This window comes from Sphingomonas sp., assembly GCF_036388435.1.
In the GTDB taxonomy this organism is placed as follows: domain Bacteria; phylum Pseudomonadota; class Alphaproteobacteria; order Sphingomonadales; family Sphingomonadaceae; genus Sphingomonas.
Genome location: NZ_DASVRV010000046.1, coordinates 146,258 through 163,514, shown reverse-complemented (window position 1 = coordinate 163,514; position 17,257 = coordinate 146,258). Strand labels below are relative to the sequence as shown.

Here is a 17,257-nt window from a genome sequence, read left to right as displayed (position 1 = left end):
ACCGGACATGAACGTCGGCGAGGACGGCGCGTCCGCGGGCGATCTTGTCGCGTCCGGGCCGACCCCGATCGTTCCCGACGCGGTGCGCGACGCGATCCGGACGCTGATCCGCTGGGCGGGCGACGATCCCGACCGCGAGGGACTGCTCGACACGCCGCGCCGCGTCGCCAAGGCGTGGAAGGAATATTGCGGCGGCTATGACGACGAGCCGTCGCTCCACCTGGCGCGTGTGTTCGAGGAAGTGGGCGGCTATGACGAGATCGTGCTGCTGAAGGACATCCCGTTCCAGTCGCATTGCGAGCACCATATGGCGCCGATCATCGGGCGGGCGCACATCGCCTATCTGCCGCGCAATCATGTGGTCGGCATCTCCAAGCTCGCGCGCGTGCTCCATGGCTTCGCCCGGCGATTGCAGGTGCAGGAGCGGCTGACGGCCGAGGTGGCGGACTGTATCTGGGACAATCTCAAGCCGCTGGGCGTGGCCGTGGTGATCGAGGCGACGCACGCCTGCATGACCGCGCGCGGCGTCCGGACGCCGGGGGTCACCATGGCGACGAGCCGGATGATGGGCGTGTTCAAGGAGGACGAGCGGTCACGGCGCGAGGTGCTGGCGCTGATGGGGTGCTGACCGCGCGAACGGTCCTGGTCACGGGCGGCGCCAAGCGACTGGGCGCGGCCATCGCGCGGCGGCTGGCGGAGGATGGCCACCGCTTGGTGATCCATCACGGTCGGTCGGCGGACGAGGCGCGCGCGCTGGTGCGGGAGATCGGCGGCGTCGCGGTCGGCGGCGATCTGGGCGACGAGGCGACGGTGGCGACGCTGGTCGATCGTGCGCGCGACGCGGTGGGCGGCCCGATCGACGGGCTCGTCAACAGCGCGTCGATGTTCGAATATGATCGCCCGCCCGAAGTCGAACCGGCGCTGCTCGACCGGTTGCACCGCGTGAACCTGGCCGCGCCGGTGCGGCTCGCCTGCGCGGTGGCGGCGCAGGAGGATGTCGAGGACGCGGCGGTGGTCAACATCCTGGATCAGAAGGTGGCGAACCCGAACCCGGACTTCTTCTCCTATAGCTGTGCCAAGATCGCGCTGGAGGGAGCGACGACCATGCTCGCCCAGGCGCTGGGGCCGCGCGTGCGGGTCAACGCGGTGTCGCCGGGGCTGACGCTGGCGAGCGGGGACCAGAGCGCGGACGAGTTCGCGCGCGCCGCGGCCAAGAACCTGCTCGGACGCCCGGTCGGCGCGGAGGCGGTGGCGGACGCGGTCGCGTATCTGATCGGGTCGCAGGGCGTGTCGGGCCAGAACCTGTTCGTCGATTGCGGGCAGCGTTTCCTGGCGCGCGGGGGCGACGTGATGTTCGAGGATCGCGAGGTGACCGGTGGCTGAGCGGTACACGACCCTGCTCGACGAGCTGGAGGTGATGATCGGGCTGGGCATCCATCCGGTCGAGCTCGCCGCGCCGCAGCGGGTGCGGTTGTGGGTGCGGATGACGGTCGACTATCCGGGGCCGGTGTCGGCGGACCGGATCGAGGAGGTGCTCGATTACGACTTCGTGCGCGAGGGGGTCCACCGGATGGCGCGCGAGCGGCGCTTCGCGTTGCAGGAGACGTTGTGCGACGCCGTGGCCGCGCTCTGCCTGCGGGACCCGCGCGTGGCCGAGGTGACGGTGCGCTCCGAGAAGCCCGACATCTACCCGGACGCGCGCGTCGGGTGCGAGGTCACGCGGACGCGTTAGGCGCGGTTGGCGGCGCTGAGCACCGCGCGGACCCCGGCGGTCGCCACGTCGGTGTCGATCCCGACCCCGAAGACCGTCGCGCCGTCGCCCAAGCGACATTCGACATAGGCGGCGGCGGTCGCGTCGGCGCCGTGGCCGATGGCGTGCTCGTTATAGTCGACCACGTCGAGCGCGGGGATGCCCGCCGCCGCCAGCGCGGCCACGACGCCCGAGATCAGGCCGTTGCCGCGCCCGGTGATCGAGCGTTCGGCGCCGTCCACCGCGACCCGGCCGACGAATAGCCGGTCGCCCGCCGCGCCGCTCTCATTATAGTCGCGCAGGGCGATGCGGTCGCCGGGGCCGGGGAGATAGGTCGTCTCGAACAGCCGCCAGATGTCGCCCGCGTCGAGCTCGCGGCCCGCCCGGTCGGCGAGCGCCTGGACGTGGCGGCTGAAATCGGCCTGGAGCCGCTTGGGGAGCTTGAGCCCGCGATCCTGCTCGATCACCCAGGCGACGCCGCCCTTGCCCGATTGCGAATTGACGCGGATCACCGCCTCGTAGCTGCGCCCGAGATCGGCGGGGTCGATGGGAAGGTAGGGCACCTCCCAATATTCGTCGTTGCGCTCGGCCTGGGCGGCGAAGCCCTTCTTGATCGCGTCCTGGTGCGACCCCGAAAAGGCGGTGAAGACGAGATCGCCGGCATAGGGCGTGCGCGGGTGGATCGGCAGGTTGGTGCAATAGCCGACGACGTTCACGATCCGGTCGATGTCGGAGAAGTCGAGCCCGGGAGCGACGCCTTGCGTGTAGAGGTTGAGCGCGACGGTCACGAGGTCGCAATTGCCCGTGCGCTCGCCATTGCCGAGCAGGCAGCCCTCGACCCGGTCGGCCCCAGCCATCAGCCCGAGTTCCGCCGCGGCGACGCCGGTGCCGCGATCATTATGGGTGTGGAGCGAGATCAGGCAGGCGTCGCGGTCGCGGATGTGGCGGCCGAACCATTCGATCTGGTCGGCATAGATGTTGGGGGTCGCCGCCTCGACGGTGGCGGGCAGGTTGAAGATGATCGGGCGGTCCGGGGTCGGCCGAAGCACGTCCATCACCGCCTCGCAGACCTCCAGCGAGAAATCGAGCTCGGCGGTGGAAAAGGTTTCCGGGCTGTATTCGAACCGCCAGTCGGTATCCGGGCGCTTCGCCGCCTCGTCGCGCAGGACCTTGGCCCCCTCGACCGCGATCGCCTTTACCTCGGCGCGGTCCATGCCGAAGACGATGCGGCGCCAGGCGGGGCTGACCGCATTGTAGAGATGGACGATCGCGGTGCGCGCGCCCTCCAGGCTGCGGAAGCTCGTCTCGATCAGGTCGCGGCGCGACTGGGTGAGGACCTGGACGGTGACGTCGTCGGGAATCGCGCCGGAGCGGACGAGGCCGGCGATGAAGTCGAACTCGGTCGCGCCCGCGCTGGGAAAGCCGACCTCGATCTCCTTCAGCCCGACCTGGACGAGCAGGTCGAAGAAGCGGCGCTTCTTCTCGGCGTCCATCGGATCGATCAGCGCCTGGTTGCCGTCGCGCAGGTCGGTCGACAGCCAGCGCGGGGCGGCGGTGATGCTGCGACCCGGCCATCGCCGATCGGGCAGGTCGACCTGGGGAAAGGGGCGATATTTGGTCGACGGGTCGCGGCGCATGATGATGGTCCTGTCGAGCATCCCCGCCGACCTGTCCAGCCGCCCCGCTGGCTGGACGGAGCGGCCGGACGATCGGGTGGCGTTTACGCGGCTTCGAAGGCGGCGTTGATCTCCAGCGCGACCCGGTCGGACACGGCGGGGGCCGCCATGCCGAGGCCGAAGTCGGAACGGTTGATCGTGCCCGTCGCGCGGAAGCCGAAATTGGTCTTCTTGCTGCGCGGGTTGGGGCCGGCGCCCACGAAAGTCGCCTGGAGCGTCACGGGTTTGGTGATGCCCTTGATCGTCAGATCGCCGGTGACGGTCGCCGCATCGCCCCGGATCGCGACGGAGCGCGACACGAAGCGCGCGGTCGGATGGGCGGCGACGTCGAAGAAGTCCTTGCTCTTGAGATGGGTCGCGAAGGGCGCGCTGGTCACCGACATCTGGCTCACGTCGAACGTCACCTCGACCTTGTTGGCCGCGGGGCGCGCGGGGTCGATCACCGCCTGGCCGCCCGACGCGCCGAACTGGCCCTGGAGCATCGAGAAGCCGAGATGATTGACCGACCAGGTGACCTGGGTATGGTTGGTGTCGACCCGGTAGGTGCCCGCCGTGACGAGGCGCGGGTTCGGCTGGCCGGGCATCTGCGCGGCGGCGGGAGCGGCGAGGATGAGAGCGAGGACGGGGACGAGACGATGCATGGGGACGGCTCCTGGATCGAAAGTTCACTGGAAGTTCACGCCAAAACAAGCTCGCCTCGTTGCGAACGCTACGCAATAACGGGCCGAGGCGGCTGTTGGATCGGTATGCACCGATAGACGGCTGTAGGACAGAGGCGAGCCGGAAACGGTATGATCGGTTCAGTTCCGGTCGCGGTCGACCAGCTTGTTGGCGCCGATCCACGGCATCATCGCGCGCAGCTCCGCGCCGACCTTCTCGATCGGGTGGGCGGCGGCGCGCTTGCGGGCGGCCTTGAGCTCGGGCTGGCCGGCGCGGTTATCGAGCACGAATTTCGACACGAAGCGCCCGCCCTGGATGTCGTCGAGGACGCGCTTCATCTCGCGCTTGGTCTCATCGGTGATGATGCGCGGACCCGTGGTGATGTCGCCATATTCGGCGGTGTTCGAAATGGAATAGCGCATGTTCGCGATCCCGCCCTCGTACATCAGGTCGACGATCAGCTTCACCTCGTGCAGGCATTCGAAATAGGCCATTTCGGGGGCGTAGCCCGCTTCGGTCAGCGTCTCGAACCCCGCCTGGATCAGATGGGTCAGGCCGCCGCACAGGACCGCCTGCTCGCCGAACAGGTCGGTCTCGCATTCCTCGCGGAAATTGGTCTCGATGATGCCGGAGCGGCCGCCGCCGAGGCCGCACGCATAGGCGAGCGCGAGGTCGTGGGCGTTGCCGCTCGCGTCCTGCTGGACGGCGATCAGGCAGGGAACGCCGCCGCCGCGCTGATATTCGGAACGGACGGTGTGACCGGGGCCCTTGGGCGCGATCATGATGACGTCGAGGTCGGGGCGCGGCTCGATCAGCCCGAAATGGACGTTGAGGCCATGGGCGAAGGCGAGGGCGGCGCCCGCTTTCATGTTGGCCTTGAGGTCGTCGGCCCAGATCGCGGCCTGAAGCTCGTCGGGGGCGAGGATCATGACGATGTCCGCCCAGGCGGCGGCGTCGGCATTGGTCATGACGCGGAAGCCCGCGGCCTCGGCCTTGGCGGCGGTGGCCGAGCCGGGGCGGAGCGCGACCGCGACCTCGGCGACGCCGGAATCGCGCAGATTCTGGGCATGGGCATGGCCCTGGGAGCCATAGCCGACGATCGCGACGCGCTTGGCGGTGACGAGGTTCAGGTCGGCGTCATGGTCGTAGAATACGCGCATATGGTGTTCCCCTTTTCGTCGCCCCGGCCTTTAGCCAGGGTCCCGGTTTTTCGTTCCCGCCGCAGGATGAAGCGGGACCCCGGATCAAGTCCGGGGTGACGGATATGGATGGATTTTGGTCGCTTCCTTCAGGCCGCCTCGCGCCCCCGCGCGATGGCGACGATGCCCGTGCGGGCGATCTCGACCAGGCCGAGTTCGCCCATCAGCGCGACGAAGGTGTCGATCTTGTCGCGCCCGCCCGTCACCTCGAAGACGAAGGACGAGGTGGTCGCGTCGACGACACGCGCGCGGTAGACCTCGCCCAGGCGCAGCGCCTCGATCCGGTGGTCGCCGACGCCGGCCACCTTCACCAGCGCGAGCTCGCGTTCGACATGGGGGCCGAGCGTGGTCAGGTCGGTGACCGAATGGACGGGCACCAGCCGGTCGAGCTGCGACAGGATCTGCTCCATCGTGGCGGCGCTGGCGGCGGTGACGATGGTGATGCGGCTGACCGCGTGGTCCGCCGACACGTCCGACACCGTCAGCGATTCGATGTTGTAGCCGCGGGCGGTGAACAGCCCGGCGATGCGCGCCAGGATGCCGGGTTCATTGTCGACCAGGATCGACAAGGTATGACGCTCGACCGCCTCCTCGCGAATCCGCATCAAACCAGCGCCCGCGCTTCGTCGGTCATCTCGCCCGAGACCTCATTGGCCCACAGGATCATCTCGTCATGCGCCGCGCCGCTGGGGATCATGGGAAAGCAATTGGCGAGCTTGGACACGCGGCAATCGACCATCACCGGGCCGTCATGCGCGAGCATCGCGGCGATGCCGGCGTCGAGATCGGCGCGGTGCTCGATGCGGATGCCCTTCCATCCGTAAGCCTCGGCGAGCTTCACGAAATCGGGGAGGCTGTCGGAATAGCTTTCGGCGTAGCGGGACTCGTAATTGAGCTCCTGCCACTGGCGGACCATGCCCATATATTCGTTGTTGAGGATGAAAATCTTGACCGGCAGCCGGTATTGGGTCGCGGTCGCCAGTTCCTGGATGTTCATCTGGATCGACGCCTCGCCCGCGATGTCGATGACCAACGCCTGCGGATCGCCGAGCTGCGCGCCGATCGCGGCGGGCAGGCCGTAGCCCATCGTGCCGAGCCCGCCCGAGGTCAGCCATTTGTTGGGCAGTTCGAAGCCGAAATGCTGGGCGGCCCACATCTGGTGCTGGCCGACCTCGGTGGTGATGATCGGCTGGCGGTGCGCGGTGGCGGCGTGGAGCGCGCGGATCGCCGCCTGGGGCATGATCGCGTCGCCCGTCTCGTCGAATTCCAGGCAATTGCCCGCGCGCCAGCCGGCGATGCGACGCCACCAGTCGGACAGGTCGGGGCGGGCGTGCTGGCGCGCCTTCCACAGATGCACCATGTCCTCGAGCACATGCCCCGCGTCGCCGATGACGGCGAGGTCGACGCGCACCGTCTTGTTGACGGACGAGCGATCGATATCGATGTGGATCTTGCGGCTGCCGGGGCTGAACGCGTCGAGCCGACCAGTCACGCGGTCGTCGAAGCGGCTGCCGACCGCGACGAGCAGGTCGGCCTTGTTCATGGCCATGTTCGCCTCGACCGTGCCGTGCATCCCCAGCATCCCGAGCCAGGCGTCATGGCTGGCGGGAAAGGCGCCCAGGCCCATCAGCGTCGAGGTGACGGGGGCGCCGCACAGCCGTTGCAGCTCGCGCAGGAGCTGGCTCGCGCCGGGGCCGGCGTTGATGACGCCGCCACCGGTGTAGAGCACGGGACGCTCGGCGGCGGCGAGCATCTCGACCGCGGCCTCGACGTCGGCGCGGGGCGCCTTGAGCTGGGGGCGGTAGGTCTTGTGGCGGATGGGGCCGGGCTTGACGTAGCGGGCGGTGGCGACCTGGACGTCCTTGGGGATGTCGACGACGACGGGGCCGGGGCGGCCGGTGGTGGCGATGTGGAACGCCTCGTGGATCACCTCGCCCAGCCGCGCGGGATCCTTGACCAGGTAATTGTGCTTGGAGCAGTGGCGGGTGATGCCGACGGTGTCGGCCTCCTGAAAGGCGTCGGTGCCGATCAGCGAGGTGGGGACCTGGCCGGTGATGACGACCATGGGGATCGAGTCCATCAGCGCGTCGGTGATGCCCGTCACCGCGTTGGTGGCGCCGGGGCCGCTGGTCACCAGCACCACGCCGGGCTTGCCCGTCGAGCGCGCATAGCCTTCGGCGGCGTGGGTGGCGGCCTGTTCGTGGCGGACGAGGATGTGGCGGATGCGGCCGCCATTGCCGCCATGCCGGAACAGCGCGTCGTAGATGGGCAGGACGGCGCCGCCGGGATAGCCGAAGACGAGCTCGACCCCCAGGTCGCACAGCGCGTCGACAAGGATGTCCGCGCCGCTCTTCTCGGTCATACCGCCTCCGCCACCTTCATGAACCCGATCCATCCCGTGGCGAGTAGGAACAACAACTGTTCACGTCAACGCACAATCGCGCAACATTGTTATAATTTGCTGCGGAACAGCATCGGGCGTGTCGGAGATGGTCCAGCCGGGCGGGCTCTGGTGGTGGAACCAGGTGCGCTGGCGCTTGGCGTAGCGGCTGGTGTCGAGCCGGGTCCGCGCGATCGCCTCGTCGCGGGTCGTGGCGCTCGCCAGCAGCGCCGCGATCGGCGGCACGCCGATGGCGCGCATGACGGGAAGGTCGGGGTCGAGATCGCGCGCCAGGAGCACGGCGACCTCGTCGATCGCGCCCTCGTCGAACATGGCCCGGAGGCGTGTGTCGATGCGGGGCGCCAGCGTGTCGCGGTCGGGCAGGAGGACGACGCCGGCGACGTGATGCGCCTCGCCGATCCCGCCTGCGCGCTCCCGCTGCCAGTCGCACAAGGGGCGGCCGGTGGCGCGGACTACCTCCAGTGCGCGGGCGACGCGGCTGGTGTCGGCGGGGGCGAGGCGCGCGGCGGCGTCGGGATCCGCCGCGGCGAGCAGGCGGTACGCCTCGGCGACGGGAAGGGCGCGGACTTCCGCGCGCAGGGCGGCGTCGATGGCGGGGACGGGGGCGATGCCGTCGAGCAGGGTGCGCAGGTAGAGGCCGGTGCCGCCGACCAGGATCGGGAGCGATCCGCGCGCGGTCGCGTCGGCGACCGCGGCGCGGGCGTCTGTGGCCCAGCGCGCGGCGGAGCAGGGCTCGGCGCCGTCAATATGGCCGAACAGCCGGTGCGGCGCGCGCGCTTCCTCGACGACCGACGGGCGGGCGGAGAGAATGCGCAGGTCGCGGTAGACCTGGGCGGAATCGGCGTTGATCACCGTGCCGCCGGTCGCCTGGGCGAGCGCGAGCGCGGCGGCGGACTTGCCGCTCGCGGTCGGGCCTGCGATCACCACCAGAGGAGGGCGACTCATGTTCACGGCCACGCTGATAGCAGCCGACCGGATCGGCGCGGGCGATATTTCGGCGGCGCTCGACCGGCTGCGCGCGGCCGGCTGCGCGCCCGCGACGAGCGGCTGGATCGACGAGGGCGTCGCGGCGGACCTGTTCTTCGGCATGGCCCCCGACGTGGCGCGCGGCGCACTGGAGGGCGCGGTCCTGCGGACGGACGTGATCGTGCAGGCGGTGGCCACGCGGATGCACCGCGTGCTGGTCGCGGACATGGATTCGACGATGATCACCGTCGAGTGCATTGACGAACTGGCGGATTATGCCGGCATCAAACCCGAGGTCGCGGCGATCACCGAGGCGGCGATGCGGGGCGAGCTGGATTTCGAAGGAGCGCTGGACGCGCGGGTCGCGCTGCTCGCGGGAATGGACGCCGGGGTGGTCGATCGCTGCCTGGCCGAGCGGGTGCGCATCATGCCGGGGGCCCGTGCGCTGGTGGGGACGATGCGGGCGCGGGGCGCCCTGTGCGTGCTGGTGTCGGGCGGCTTCACGCGCTTCGCCGAGCCGGTGGCGGCGACCATCGGCTTCACCCGCGCGGTCGCCAACGTGCTGGAGGAAGCGGACGGACGGCTGACCGGGCGCGTCCTGCGGCCGATCGTCGGGGCGGCGACCAAGGAGCTGGAGCTGGAGCGCGCGGCGGCGCAGGCGGGGGTGGGGATGGAAGCGTGCCTGGCGGTGGGCGACGGCGCCAACGACCTGCCGATGATCCGCCGCGCGGGATTGGGCGTGGCGTATCGCGCCAAGCCGGTCGTCGCGGCGGCGGCGGGCGCGAAGGTGGAGCATGGCGACCTGAGCGCGCTGCTCTACGCGCAGGGGCTGGCGCGAGCCGAGTGGGTGGATGGGCTGTGACACGGTCCCGGGGCAGCGGCAACGCTGCCGACGAAGCCGATGATCGCACACGTGTTTAACGTGATCTCAACCGTCGCTGATCCAAAGCTCCGCCATGGGGAATGTCAGTCCGGTTAGCGAGGACCATCGCGTGGAAGCGCCGAGCGGCGACGCCCGAGGCTGGCGACGTTTCCTGCGGCTGAGCGGCCTGGCGCGCGGGAAAGACAAGCTGGCCGACGCGCTGATGGCGGCGCAGCTTCTGACGGTGCGAAAGAGCGTGCCCAAGACCATGGTCGCGACGCTGATAGCCAGCATGTTCGTGGTCGCCGCGAGTCGCGGCGCGAACAACATCGTGCAGATCGCCGGCGCCGCGATGCTGATGTGGATCGTCATCGGGGTGAACCTTTCATCCTGGTGGCGGCAACGGTCGCGCGGCTGGCGGTTCGACGATCCCCAAGCCGATATCGTGCAGACCGCGCTGATCGCGCTGGTCCTGTCGACGGCGTGGGGCCTGTTGCTGGCCGTGTCGATCATCGACGCGTCTCCCGAACGACTGCTGTTGATGGTATGCGTGATCGTCGGCGTCATGGCCGCCGGCGTGCTCCACTATGCGACGGTGCCGCTGGCGAGTTTCGCGTTTCTGGCGGGATCGCTGGCGACGATCATGGTCGACGTGTTCCTGCTAGTGGTGCTTCCCTGGCAGGTATTGGGCCTGTTGATGGTGTTCGTCTTCGTCCTGGGGCGGTCGATCATCGATCAGGCGGCGCTGTTCGTCGGGCATTTCGAGCAATCGTCCGAATTGCTGGCGGCGAGTCATGAACGCGAGCAACTGGCGGAAACCGCGCAGGCGGAGCGCGACCGCCTCACCGCCGCCGAAGCCGGGGAGCGCGCGGCGCGGGAGCGGCTGATCGAACATCGTCGCCGCGACATGATCTCGCTCGCCGAGAAGCTGGACCGCACCATCGGCCTCGCCTTGACGAGCCTGGGCGAAGCCGCCGCGTCGAGCCGGGAAGCGGCGGCGGCGCTGGCCGCCACGACGACCGCGAACGCCCTGGACGCGGGCGTGATCGCGCAGACCGCGCAACGCACGGTGCAATCCGCCGACGCGCTGAGCCGGACCGCGAATGTGCTGCGCGAGTCGGTGACGGCGGTGGCCGCCCGCGTCGAGCACCAGTCGGGGCTGACCGCCGACGCGGCATCGCAGTCACGCAGCAGCGAGGAAGCGATTTCCGTGCTGGTCGACCATGCGCGCGATGTCGGCACGATCGTCGCCCTGATCGACGACATCGCCAGCCAGACCAACCTGCTCGCGCTGAACGCGACGATCGAGGCGGCACGAGCGGGCGAGGCGGGACGAGGTTTCGTCGTCGTGGCGAACGAGGTGAAAGGCCTGGCCAACGAGACCCGGCGGGCTACGGAGGAGATTCGGCGCCGGGTCGACGAGATCCAGCGCCGGGTCGATTCGGTCGCGGCGAGCACGCGCGCTATCACCGCGCAGGTCGGTGAGGTCACGCGCATCGCCGGTGAGATCAACGAAGCGATGATCGTCCAGAACAGGGTCACCACGTCGATCGAAGCCGATGCGGCGAGGGCGTCGGAGGGGATCGACGATCTGTCGGCCGGCGTCGACGAAAGCGCGCGCACCGCCGACCAGACCTGTGCGCTGACCAGGGAGGTCGCGGCGGCGACCACGTTGATCTACGACCGCGTGAGTGATCTGTCCGCGGCTACCCAGTCGCTGCTTGGGGAGCTTCGGGCGGCCTAGCCGTCGCGGAATGGTCTCGATCCGGCCGGCCCCGGTCAGGGGCCGACCACCACACAGGCCGTCCGCGTCGCGGCGCAGGCACGGGCGGCGTCCGCGCGGGTGCGGAAGGGGCCGGCCTGGAGGCGCGTGACGCCGTCCGCCTGCGGATAGCTGGGGCGGCCCGATATGCGACCGCCGACGCGGTTCCAGAGCGCACGGGCATTGGCGGCGTCGCGGAATGCGCCGAGCTGGATGCGGTAGCCGCCCGTGGCGACGGTCGCCACCGCGCCGGCCGCCGGCGCGCGCGGGGCTGGTCTTGCCCGCGTGCCGGGCGGCACGCCGGGTATAGGCACGGGTGTGGGCTGCGCGCGGGGCATCGGCTTCGCGCCGGGCGTCGGGGAAGGGGCGGGACGGGTCGCGCCGGCGACGGGACGGACCGCGGGTCCGCCGGCGCGCACGATCGCGCGCGTGGGCAGGGCGGGCGCGGGCGAGGCGGCGGCAAGCCGGGTGCGCGCTTCATCGGCCCGGGCGAGTTCCAGACCCCGCTGGCGATCCGCCGGGGTGATATGCGCGTCCATCTGGGCAAGCGTTTCCGAAGCCGATTTGAGGTTGGCGGCGGAAGCGCGCGTCATCAGCCCATAGGCACGCGCATGATCGCGCTTCACCGCGTCGCCGTTGAACAACATCGTGCCCAGCACGAGCTGGGCGCGGGGCTCGCCGCGCGCGACCGCCTTTTCCAGCCAGGGAACCGCGTCGGCCTTCTTGCCGGCCTGGAACAGCGCCAAGCCGTAATTGTCCTCGGCCTGGGCATGGCCCTGGAGCGCGGCGCGGCGGAACCAAGACTCGGCCAGCGCGGGATCGTCGGGAACGCCGCGCCCGAGCTTGTACGCCTGGCCCAGGTTGAACTGCGCGTCGGGGTCGCCCGCCACCGCCAGCGGGCGCCATTCCTCGACCGCGCGGCGATATTCGCCCGCCGTCCAGAAATCGACGCCGGCCTTCACGTCCGCCCCAGCGGGCACCGCCAGCGCCAGCGCCGTCGCGGCCGCGCCGGTCATCATCAAGCCGCGCATGAACACTGACATCTCCCCGTTGACCACGCGCGATCATGCCCGCGAAACGGCCGGCGGCAAAGCCCCTTCGCGGGAGAGGCCGCACGGCCATTCACCATTTCTTAGCGCCCCCCGTGGCACGCCGTCGGTCGAACAGGGGGAGTATCGGAAAACCATGCGCGTTCTCGCGATGGCGTCGCAAAAAGGGGGTTCGGGCAAGACGACCTTGTCCGGGCACCTGGCCGTGCAGGCGCAACTGGCAGGGCATGGCCCCGTCGTCCTGATCGACATCGACCCGCAAGGGAGCCTGGCCGACTGGTGGAACGAGCGCGAGGCGGAACTGCCCGCCTTCGCGCAGACCACGGTCGCGCGGCTGGCCGCCGATCTGGAGTCGTTGCGCCAGCAGGGTTTCAAGCTGGCGATGATCGACACGCCCCCCGCCATCACCATGGCGATCCAGAGCGTGATCCAGGTCGCCGAGCTGATCGTCATCCCGACCCGGCCCTCGCCGCACGATCTGCGCGCCGTCGGCGCCACCGTCGACCTGTGCGACCGGGCGGGCAAGCCGCTGATCTTCGTGGTCAACGCCGCCACGCCCAAGGCGCGGATCACGTCGGAGGCCGCCGTGGCCCTGTCGCAGCACGGCACCGTGGCGCCGATCACCATCCACCAGCGCACCGATTTCGCCGCGTCGATGATCGACGGGCGTACCGTGATGGAAACCGATCCCAAGGGTAAATCGGCCGCCGAGGTCACCGCCTTGTGGACCTATATCGCCGATCGGCTGGAGAAGAATTTCCGGCGCACGGTGTTCTCGGTGCCCGCCGCGGCGTCGCCCCGCCCGGGCGTGGGCGGCTTCGGCCGGCGGGTGGCGGGATGAGCGCGATGTTCGGCGCCAAGCCGCTTGCCAGCCTGTCGTCGCAACTGCTGGCGCGCAAGGGCCAGGCCAAGCCCGCGATGCGGAGCCAAGGCTATGGCGGGTTCGCCGCGTCGGCGGCCACCGCCGGGGACGATCTGGGCTGGAACGACATGGGTCATGGCGTCGGGGCGGCGGAACCGCCCGCGCCGGGACCGGTGCTGGTGACGCCGGTGCCGCCCTCGGAGAACGCCGCGCCTGTGCCGGTGCCGCCGGTGGTGACGATGCGCGAGGCGCTGAGCGAGAAGGTGCAGGCGCAGTCGGACGGCGCCGCGTCGGAGCCGGTCGCGCCATCGACCGGGCCGATCGAGCCGCGTCCCGTATCGCTCGCGACCGCGGCGCGCATCGGCCGCGACTCGGCCAAGCAGACCAAGGGCGGCAAGGCCGCGTTCACGCTTCGGCTCGATGCGCGGCGGCACCTGCGGCTGCGGCTCGCCAGCGCGCTCGCCAATCGGTCCGCGCAGGCGATCGTCGCGGATGCGCTCGACCGGCTGCTCGACACCATGCCCCAGGTGGACACGCTGATCGCGCAACTGCCTGAACCCAAAAGTCGCCGAGGATGACAATCATCATGAAGACGCGCGCTCTCGTCAATCTGACCCTGCCGGTGCTGCTGCTGGCCGGCGGGACGGTGGCCGTGGCCTCCGCGCGCGACGCGGCGAGCGACGCCAAGGCGGCCCAGGCCGTCGCGGCCAAGGCGGGCAAGGCGCTGGGCAAGCGCGACGCCGCCCGGGCGGTGCTGTTCGCCGAACAGGCCGTCCAGCTGTCGCCGCACGATGCGGGCCACCGCGCGTTGCTGGGGCAGAGCTATCTGCAGGCCGGGCGCTTCGCGTCGGCGCGCGCGACGCTGGAGGAGGCGGTGCAGCTCGACCCGCGCAACGGGCGCGCGGCGCTGAACCTCGTGCTGGCGCAGATCGCCACCGGGGACTGGGCGCTGGCGCGGCGGACGCTCGATGTCCATGCCAATTTGATCCCGGACGGTGATCGGGGGCTCGCCCTCGCCCTGGCGGGTGATCCGGCGAGCGCGGTGGGACTGCTGACCCAGGTCGCGCGCCAGCCGGGCGCAGCCGTCAAGACGCGCCAGAACCTCGCTTTGGCGCTCGCGCTCGCGGGCCAGTGGCAGGCCGCCAAGGTGATCGCGGCCGCCGACATGTCGCCCGCCGATGTCGATGCGCGGATGACCGAATGGGCCGGCTTCGCGCAACCGCGCACCGCATCGGATCAGGTGGCCGCGCTGCTCGGCGTCCAGGCGGTGGCCGACACCGGGCGTCCGGTGACGCTGGCGCTCAACGCGCCCGCCGCCGCGGTCGCGACGGTCCAGGCGTCGGCCGTTCCGACCACCGCGCCCGTCGCCCCGCCCCCCGTGGCGGCGACGGTGAACGCGCCGCCCCGCATCGTCTTCGGCGCCCGGCGGGAGGTCGTGCAGCAGCTGCCCGTCGCGACCATCGGCGCCGATGCGGGAGTCGCCAAGGTCGCGCTGACCGCGCGCCCCCAGGCGGTCCCCGCCGCGGCGAAGCGCGTGGTCGCGTCGCCCGCCAAGGGTGACTTCTTCGTCCAGCTCGGTGCGTTCCAGTCGGTCGGGGTCGCGCGCGACGCCTGGGGCCGGGCGACGCGGCGCTTCACCGCCTTTCAGGGGCGGACGCCCACGGGAGTTCGCTTCGCCAAGGGCGACAAGGCGTTCTACCGTCTGTCGGTGGGCGGCTTCACCCGCGCCGACGCGGTCGCGACGTGCCGCCAGTACAAGGCCAAGGGAGGCGTCTGCTTCGTGCGGGTGGGCGCGGGCGACCAGATGGCGCAGTGGCTGCGCAAGCCCGCGGTCCAGCTCGCGTCGCGCTGAGCCGCGCTAAAGGACCTCGCGCCCGCCCTTCCACAGGCGCCGCGCGCGGCCCTGGACGGGCAACCCGTCGAACGGCGTGTTGCCCGCCAAGCCCTCGTGACGCTCGGCATCGATGCGCCAGGGCGCGTCGGCGTCGAACAGGAGCAGGTCGGCGGGTTTGCCGACCTCCAGCGTCCCCGTGTCGAGCCCGAGCACCTGGGCGGGGTGCCGTGCCAGCATCGCGAACAGCCGGGCGGGCGTGAGATGGCCGTCGCGCACCAGCCCCAGCGCCAGCGCGAGCAAGGTCTCCGCGCCCGCCATCCCCGCTTCCGAATCGGCGAAGGGCAGGCGCTTGGCTTCGGGGCCGTGCGGGTGATGGCCCGAACAGAGCACATCGATCGTCCCGTCCGCCACCGCCGCCAGGCAGGCCCGCCGGTCGCCCTCGTCGCGCAGCGGCGGGGAGAGATGGGCGAAGGTGCGGAAATCGCTGACCGCGATGTCGGACAGCAGCAGATGCGCGGGGGTGATGCCGCAGGTGACGCGCACGCCCCGGCGCTTGGCGGCGCGGACCAGGTCGAGCGCGGCGGCGGTGGTCACCTGGCGCAGGTGGAGCCGGGCGCCCGTCTCCTCCGCCAGCAGAAGGTCGCGCGCGACCGCCAGCGCCTCGGCGAGGGCGGGGGCGGCGGGGAGGCCCAGCCGGGTCGCGGTTTCGCCCTCGGTCGCGACGGCGCCGTGGGTCAGCCCCGCATCCTCGGCATGGGTGATCACCGTCAGGTCGAGGTCGCGGGCGTAATGGAGGACGCGGCGCATCACCCCCGAATCGGCGATCCAGCGGGCGCCCGTACCCGCCGCGCGCGCGCCCGCCGAGCGGCAGAAAGCGAGCTCCGCCAGTTCCTCGCCGCGCAAGCCCCGCGTGGCGGCGGCGATTGGGTGGATCCAGAGATCGGGTTTGCCGACCAGGCTGGCGCGCTGGACCATGCCGGGATCGTCCAGGGGAGGCGACTGGTCGGGCATCAGCGCGACGCGCACGATCCCGCCGGCGCGGAACGCCCGGCGGTCGACGCGGAACACCCCCAGATCGACGATGCCGGGGGCGAGCGCCAGCCCGCCGCAATCGACCACCGCCGCGCCTTCGGGCACCGCGAAGCCGCCGGTCGCGGCGATCGCGCCGTCCCGCACCAGCAGCCCGCCTGCGGACGGGCCGGCGACGGGGCAGATCAGCTGCGCGTTGAGAAAGGCGGTGACGCTCATGCCCAGCCCGCCACGCCGCGCGCGCGACGGGTGAGCACGTCGAGGCACGCCATGCGCACCGCCACCCCCATCGCCACCTGTTCGGTGATCGCCGATTGCGGGCCGTCGGCGACGCTCGAATCGATCTCGACGCCCCGGTTCATGGGGCCGGGATGCATGACCAGCGCGCCGGGCGCCCGGGCGAGTCGTTCGGGCGTCAGGCCGTAGCGCAGCCGGTACTCACGGGGCGAGGGTACATAGGCGCCGTCCATCCGCTCGGTCTGGAGGCGCAGCATCATCACCACGTCCGCGCCCTCGATCGCCCGGTCGAAATCGCCGAACGGGGTCACGCCCATCCGCTCGATCGCGGCGGGCATCAGCGTCGCGGGGGCGCAGACCCGCACCTCGGCCGCGAGCGCGGTCAGCGCGAGGATGTTGGACCGCGCGACGCGGCTGTGGAGCAGGTCCCCGCAGATCACCACGCGCTGATTGGCGATCGCCCCGCGCCGCCGCCGGATGGTGAGCGCGTCGAGCAATGCCTGGGTGGGATGTTCGTGCCGCCCGTCGCCCGCGTTGAGCACGGGGCAATCGACCTTGTCGGCGATCAGCCGCACCGCGCCCGAGCTCTGGTGACGGATGACCAGCACGTCCGCGCGCATCGCGTTCAACGTCTGCGCGGTGTCGATCAGCGTCTCGCCCTTCTTCACCGACGATTGCGCCGCGTGCATGTTGACCACGTCCGCACCCAGCCGCTTGCCCGCGATCTCGAACGACAGGAGCGTACGCGTCGAGTTCTCGAAAAAGGCGTTGATCTGGGTCAGCCCGGCGAGGCGCCGGTCGGGCTCCGCGCGCTGTTCGATCCACGTCTCGGCCTCGTCGAGCAGGAACGCGATCTCGTGCGGCTGAAGCCCGTCGATGCCGGTCAGGTGACGGTGCGGGAACACGGCCCCACCCTGGATCATCGTCTGGGGGCGGTGGTCGGAGCGCAGCATCAGGAGCGGGGGGTAGC

Annotated in this window: 17 protein-coding genes; 8 read left to right on the top strand and 9 right to left on the bottom strand. The window is 70.8% G+C overall.

The window, feature by feature from the left end; genetic code table 11:
• Nucleotides 1-7 precede the first annotated feature (7 nt).
• From folE to VF592_RS10615, 3 genes are read left to right on the top strand one after another with little or no spacing between them, the layout of a single operon-like run.
• The gene (gene folE / locus VF592_RS10625) at nucleotides 8-628 is read left to right on the top strand and encodes a GTP cyclohydrolase I FolE (RefSeq protein ID WP_331005594.1); all 621 of its coding nucleotides are present in this window, start codon (nucleotides 8-10) and stop codon (nucleotides 626-628) included.
• Nucleotides 622-1,383, top strand: coding sequence for an SDR family oxidoreductase (locus VF592_RS10620; RefSeq protein ID WP_331005593.1), 762 nt, complete (start codon nucleotides 622-624; stop codon nucleotides 1,381-1,383). The genes folE and VF592_RS10620 overlap by 7 nt, the downstream gene beginning before the upstream one ends.
• Nucleotides 1,376-1,732, top strand: a complete 357-nt coding sequence (locus VF592_RS10615) for a dihydroneopterin aldolase (RefSeq protein WP_331005592.1) — start codon at nucleotides 1,376-1,378, stop codon at nucleotides 1,730-1,732. The genes VF592_RS10620 and VF592_RS10615 overlap by 8 nt, the downstream gene beginning before the upstream one ends.
• On the opposite strand, the gene leuA is transcribed toward VF592_RS10615, so the two are convergent.
• The 6 genes from leuA to miaA all read right to left on the bottom strand — a co-directional run bounded on the left by leuA (nucleotide 1,729) and on the right by miaA (nucleotide 8,631).
• On the bottom strand, nucleotides 1,729-3,387 hold the full coding sequence (gene leuA, locus VF592_RS10610) for a 2-isopropylmalate synthase (RefSeq protein WP_331005760.1): 1,659 nt from the start codon (nucleotides 3,385-3,387) through the stop codon (nucleotides 1,729-1,731). The two genes, VF592_RS10615 and leuA, sit on opposite strands and share 4 nt — an antisense overlap.
• A gap of 83 nt (nucleotides 3,388-3,470) precedes the next feature.
• A complete protein-coding gene (locus VF592_RS10605; RefSeq protein WP_331005591.1) occupies nucleotides 3,471-4,067 on the bottom strand; it encodes a YceI family protein in 597 nt (198 codons plus the stop codon).
• 159 nt (nucleotides 4,068-4,226) lie between these two features.
• The gene (gene ilvC / locus VF592_RS10600) at nucleotides 4,227-5,246 is read right to left on the bottom strand and encodes a ketol-acid reductoisomerase (protein WP_331005590.1); all 1,020 of its coding nucleotides are present in this window, start codon (nucleotides 5,244-5,246) and stop codon (nucleotides 4,227-4,229) included.
• Between the two features lie 128 nt (nucleotides 5,247-5,374).
• Nucleotides 5,375-5,890 carry an acetolactate synthase small subunit gene (gene ilvN, locus VF592_RS10595; RefSeq protein ID WP_331005589.1) on the bottom strand — a complete coding sequence of 172 codons (516 nt, stop codon included), beginning with the start codon at nucleotides 5,888-5,890 and terminating at the stop codon, nucleotides 5,375-5,377.
• Nucleotides 5,890-7,647 (bottom strand): biosynthetic-type acetolactate synthase large subunit, encoded by a 1,758-nt coding sequence (ilvB, locus tag VF592_RS10590; RefSeq protein ID WP_331005588.1) that lies wholly within the window; start codon nucleotides 7,645-7,647, stop codon nucleotides 5,890-5,892. The genes ilvN and ilvB overlap by 1 nt, the downstream gene beginning before the upstream one ends.
• 60 nt (nucleotides 7,648-7,707) lie before the next feature.
• Nucleotides 7,708-8,631, bottom strand: a complete 924-nt coding sequence (gene miaA / locus VF592_RS10585) for a tRNA (adenosine(37)-N6)-dimethylallyltransferase MiaA (protein ID WP_331005587.1) — start codon at nucleotides 8,629-8,631, stop codon at nucleotides 7,708-7,710.
• On the opposite strand from miaA, the gene serB reads away from it, so the two are divergent.
• Entirely contained in the window at nucleotides 8,630-9,514 is an 885-nt protein-coding gene (gene serB, locus VF592_RS10580; protein ID WP_331005586.1) for a phosphoserine phosphatase SerB, read from the top strand. The two genes, miaA and serB, sit on opposite strands and share 2 nt — an antisense overlap.
• A gap of 130 nt (nucleotides 9,515-9,644) precedes the next feature.
• On the top strand, nucleotides 9,645-11,258 hold the full coding sequence (locus VF592_RS10575) for a methyl-accepting chemotaxis protein (RefSeq protein WP_331005585.1): 1,614 nt from the start codon (nucleotides 9,645-9,647) through the stop codon (nucleotides 11,256-11,258).
• 35 nt (nucleotides 11,259-11,293) lie between these two features.
• On the opposite strand, the gene VF592_RS10570 is transcribed toward VF592_RS10575, so the two are convergent.
• Nucleotides 11,294-12,307: an SPOR domain-containing protein gene (locus VF592_RS10570; protein ID WP_331005584.1), complete on the bottom strand. Its 1,014-nt coding sequence runs from the start codon at nucleotides 12,305-12,307 to the stop codon at nucleotides 11,294-11,296.
• A 154-nt stretch (nucleotides 12,308-12,461) separates the two neighbouring features.
• Here VF592_RS10570 and VF592_RS10565 point away from each other — a divergent pair, with 154 nt between their 5' ends.
• The 3 genes from VF592_RS10565 to VF592_RS10555 are packed head-to-tail and all read left to right on the top strand — an operon-like array spanning nucleotide 12,462 to nucleotide 15,039.
• The gene (locus VF592_RS10565; protein WP_331005583.1) at nucleotides 12,462-13,166 is read left to right on the top strand and encodes a ParA family protein; all 705 of its coding nucleotides are present in this window, start codon (nucleotides 12,462-12,464) and stop codon (nucleotides 13,164-13,166) included.
• Nucleotides 13,163-13,765 (top strand): hypothetical protein, encoded by a 603-nt coding sequence (locus VF592_RS10560; RefSeq protein ID WP_414714204.1) that lies wholly within the window; start codon nucleotides 13,163-13,165, stop codon nucleotides 13,763-13,765. The genes VF592_RS10565 and VF592_RS10560 overlap by 4 nt, the downstream gene beginning before the upstream one ends.
• 8 nt (nucleotides 13,766-13,773) lie before the next feature.
• Nucleotides 13,774-15,039, top strand: coding sequence for an SPOR domain-containing protein (locus tag VF592_RS10555; RefSeq protein WP_331005582.1), 1,266 nt, complete (start codon nucleotides 13,774-13,776; stop codon nucleotides 15,037-15,039).
• Nucleotides 15,040-15,045: 6 nt separating this feature from the next.
• Here VF592_RS10555 and VF592_RS10550 read toward each other — a convergent pair whose 3' ends face one another.
• Together VF592_RS10550 and VF592_RS10545 are read right to left on the bottom strand one after the other, a co-directional pair.
• On the bottom strand, nucleotides 15,046-16,269 hold the full coding sequence (locus VF592_RS10550) for a dihydroorotase (RefSeq protein ID WP_331005581.1): 1,224 nt from the start codon (nucleotides 16,267-16,269) through the stop codon (nucleotides 15,046-15,048).
• A complete protein-coding gene (locus tag VF592_RS10545; protein WP_331005580.1) occupies nucleotides 16,266-17,240 on the bottom strand; it encodes an aspartate carbamoyltransferase catalytic subunit in 975 nt (324 codons plus the stop codon). Before VF592_RS10545 ends, VF592_RS10550 begins: the two co-directional genes overlap by 4 nt.
• Nucleotides 17,241-17,257 lie beyond the last annotated feature (17 nt).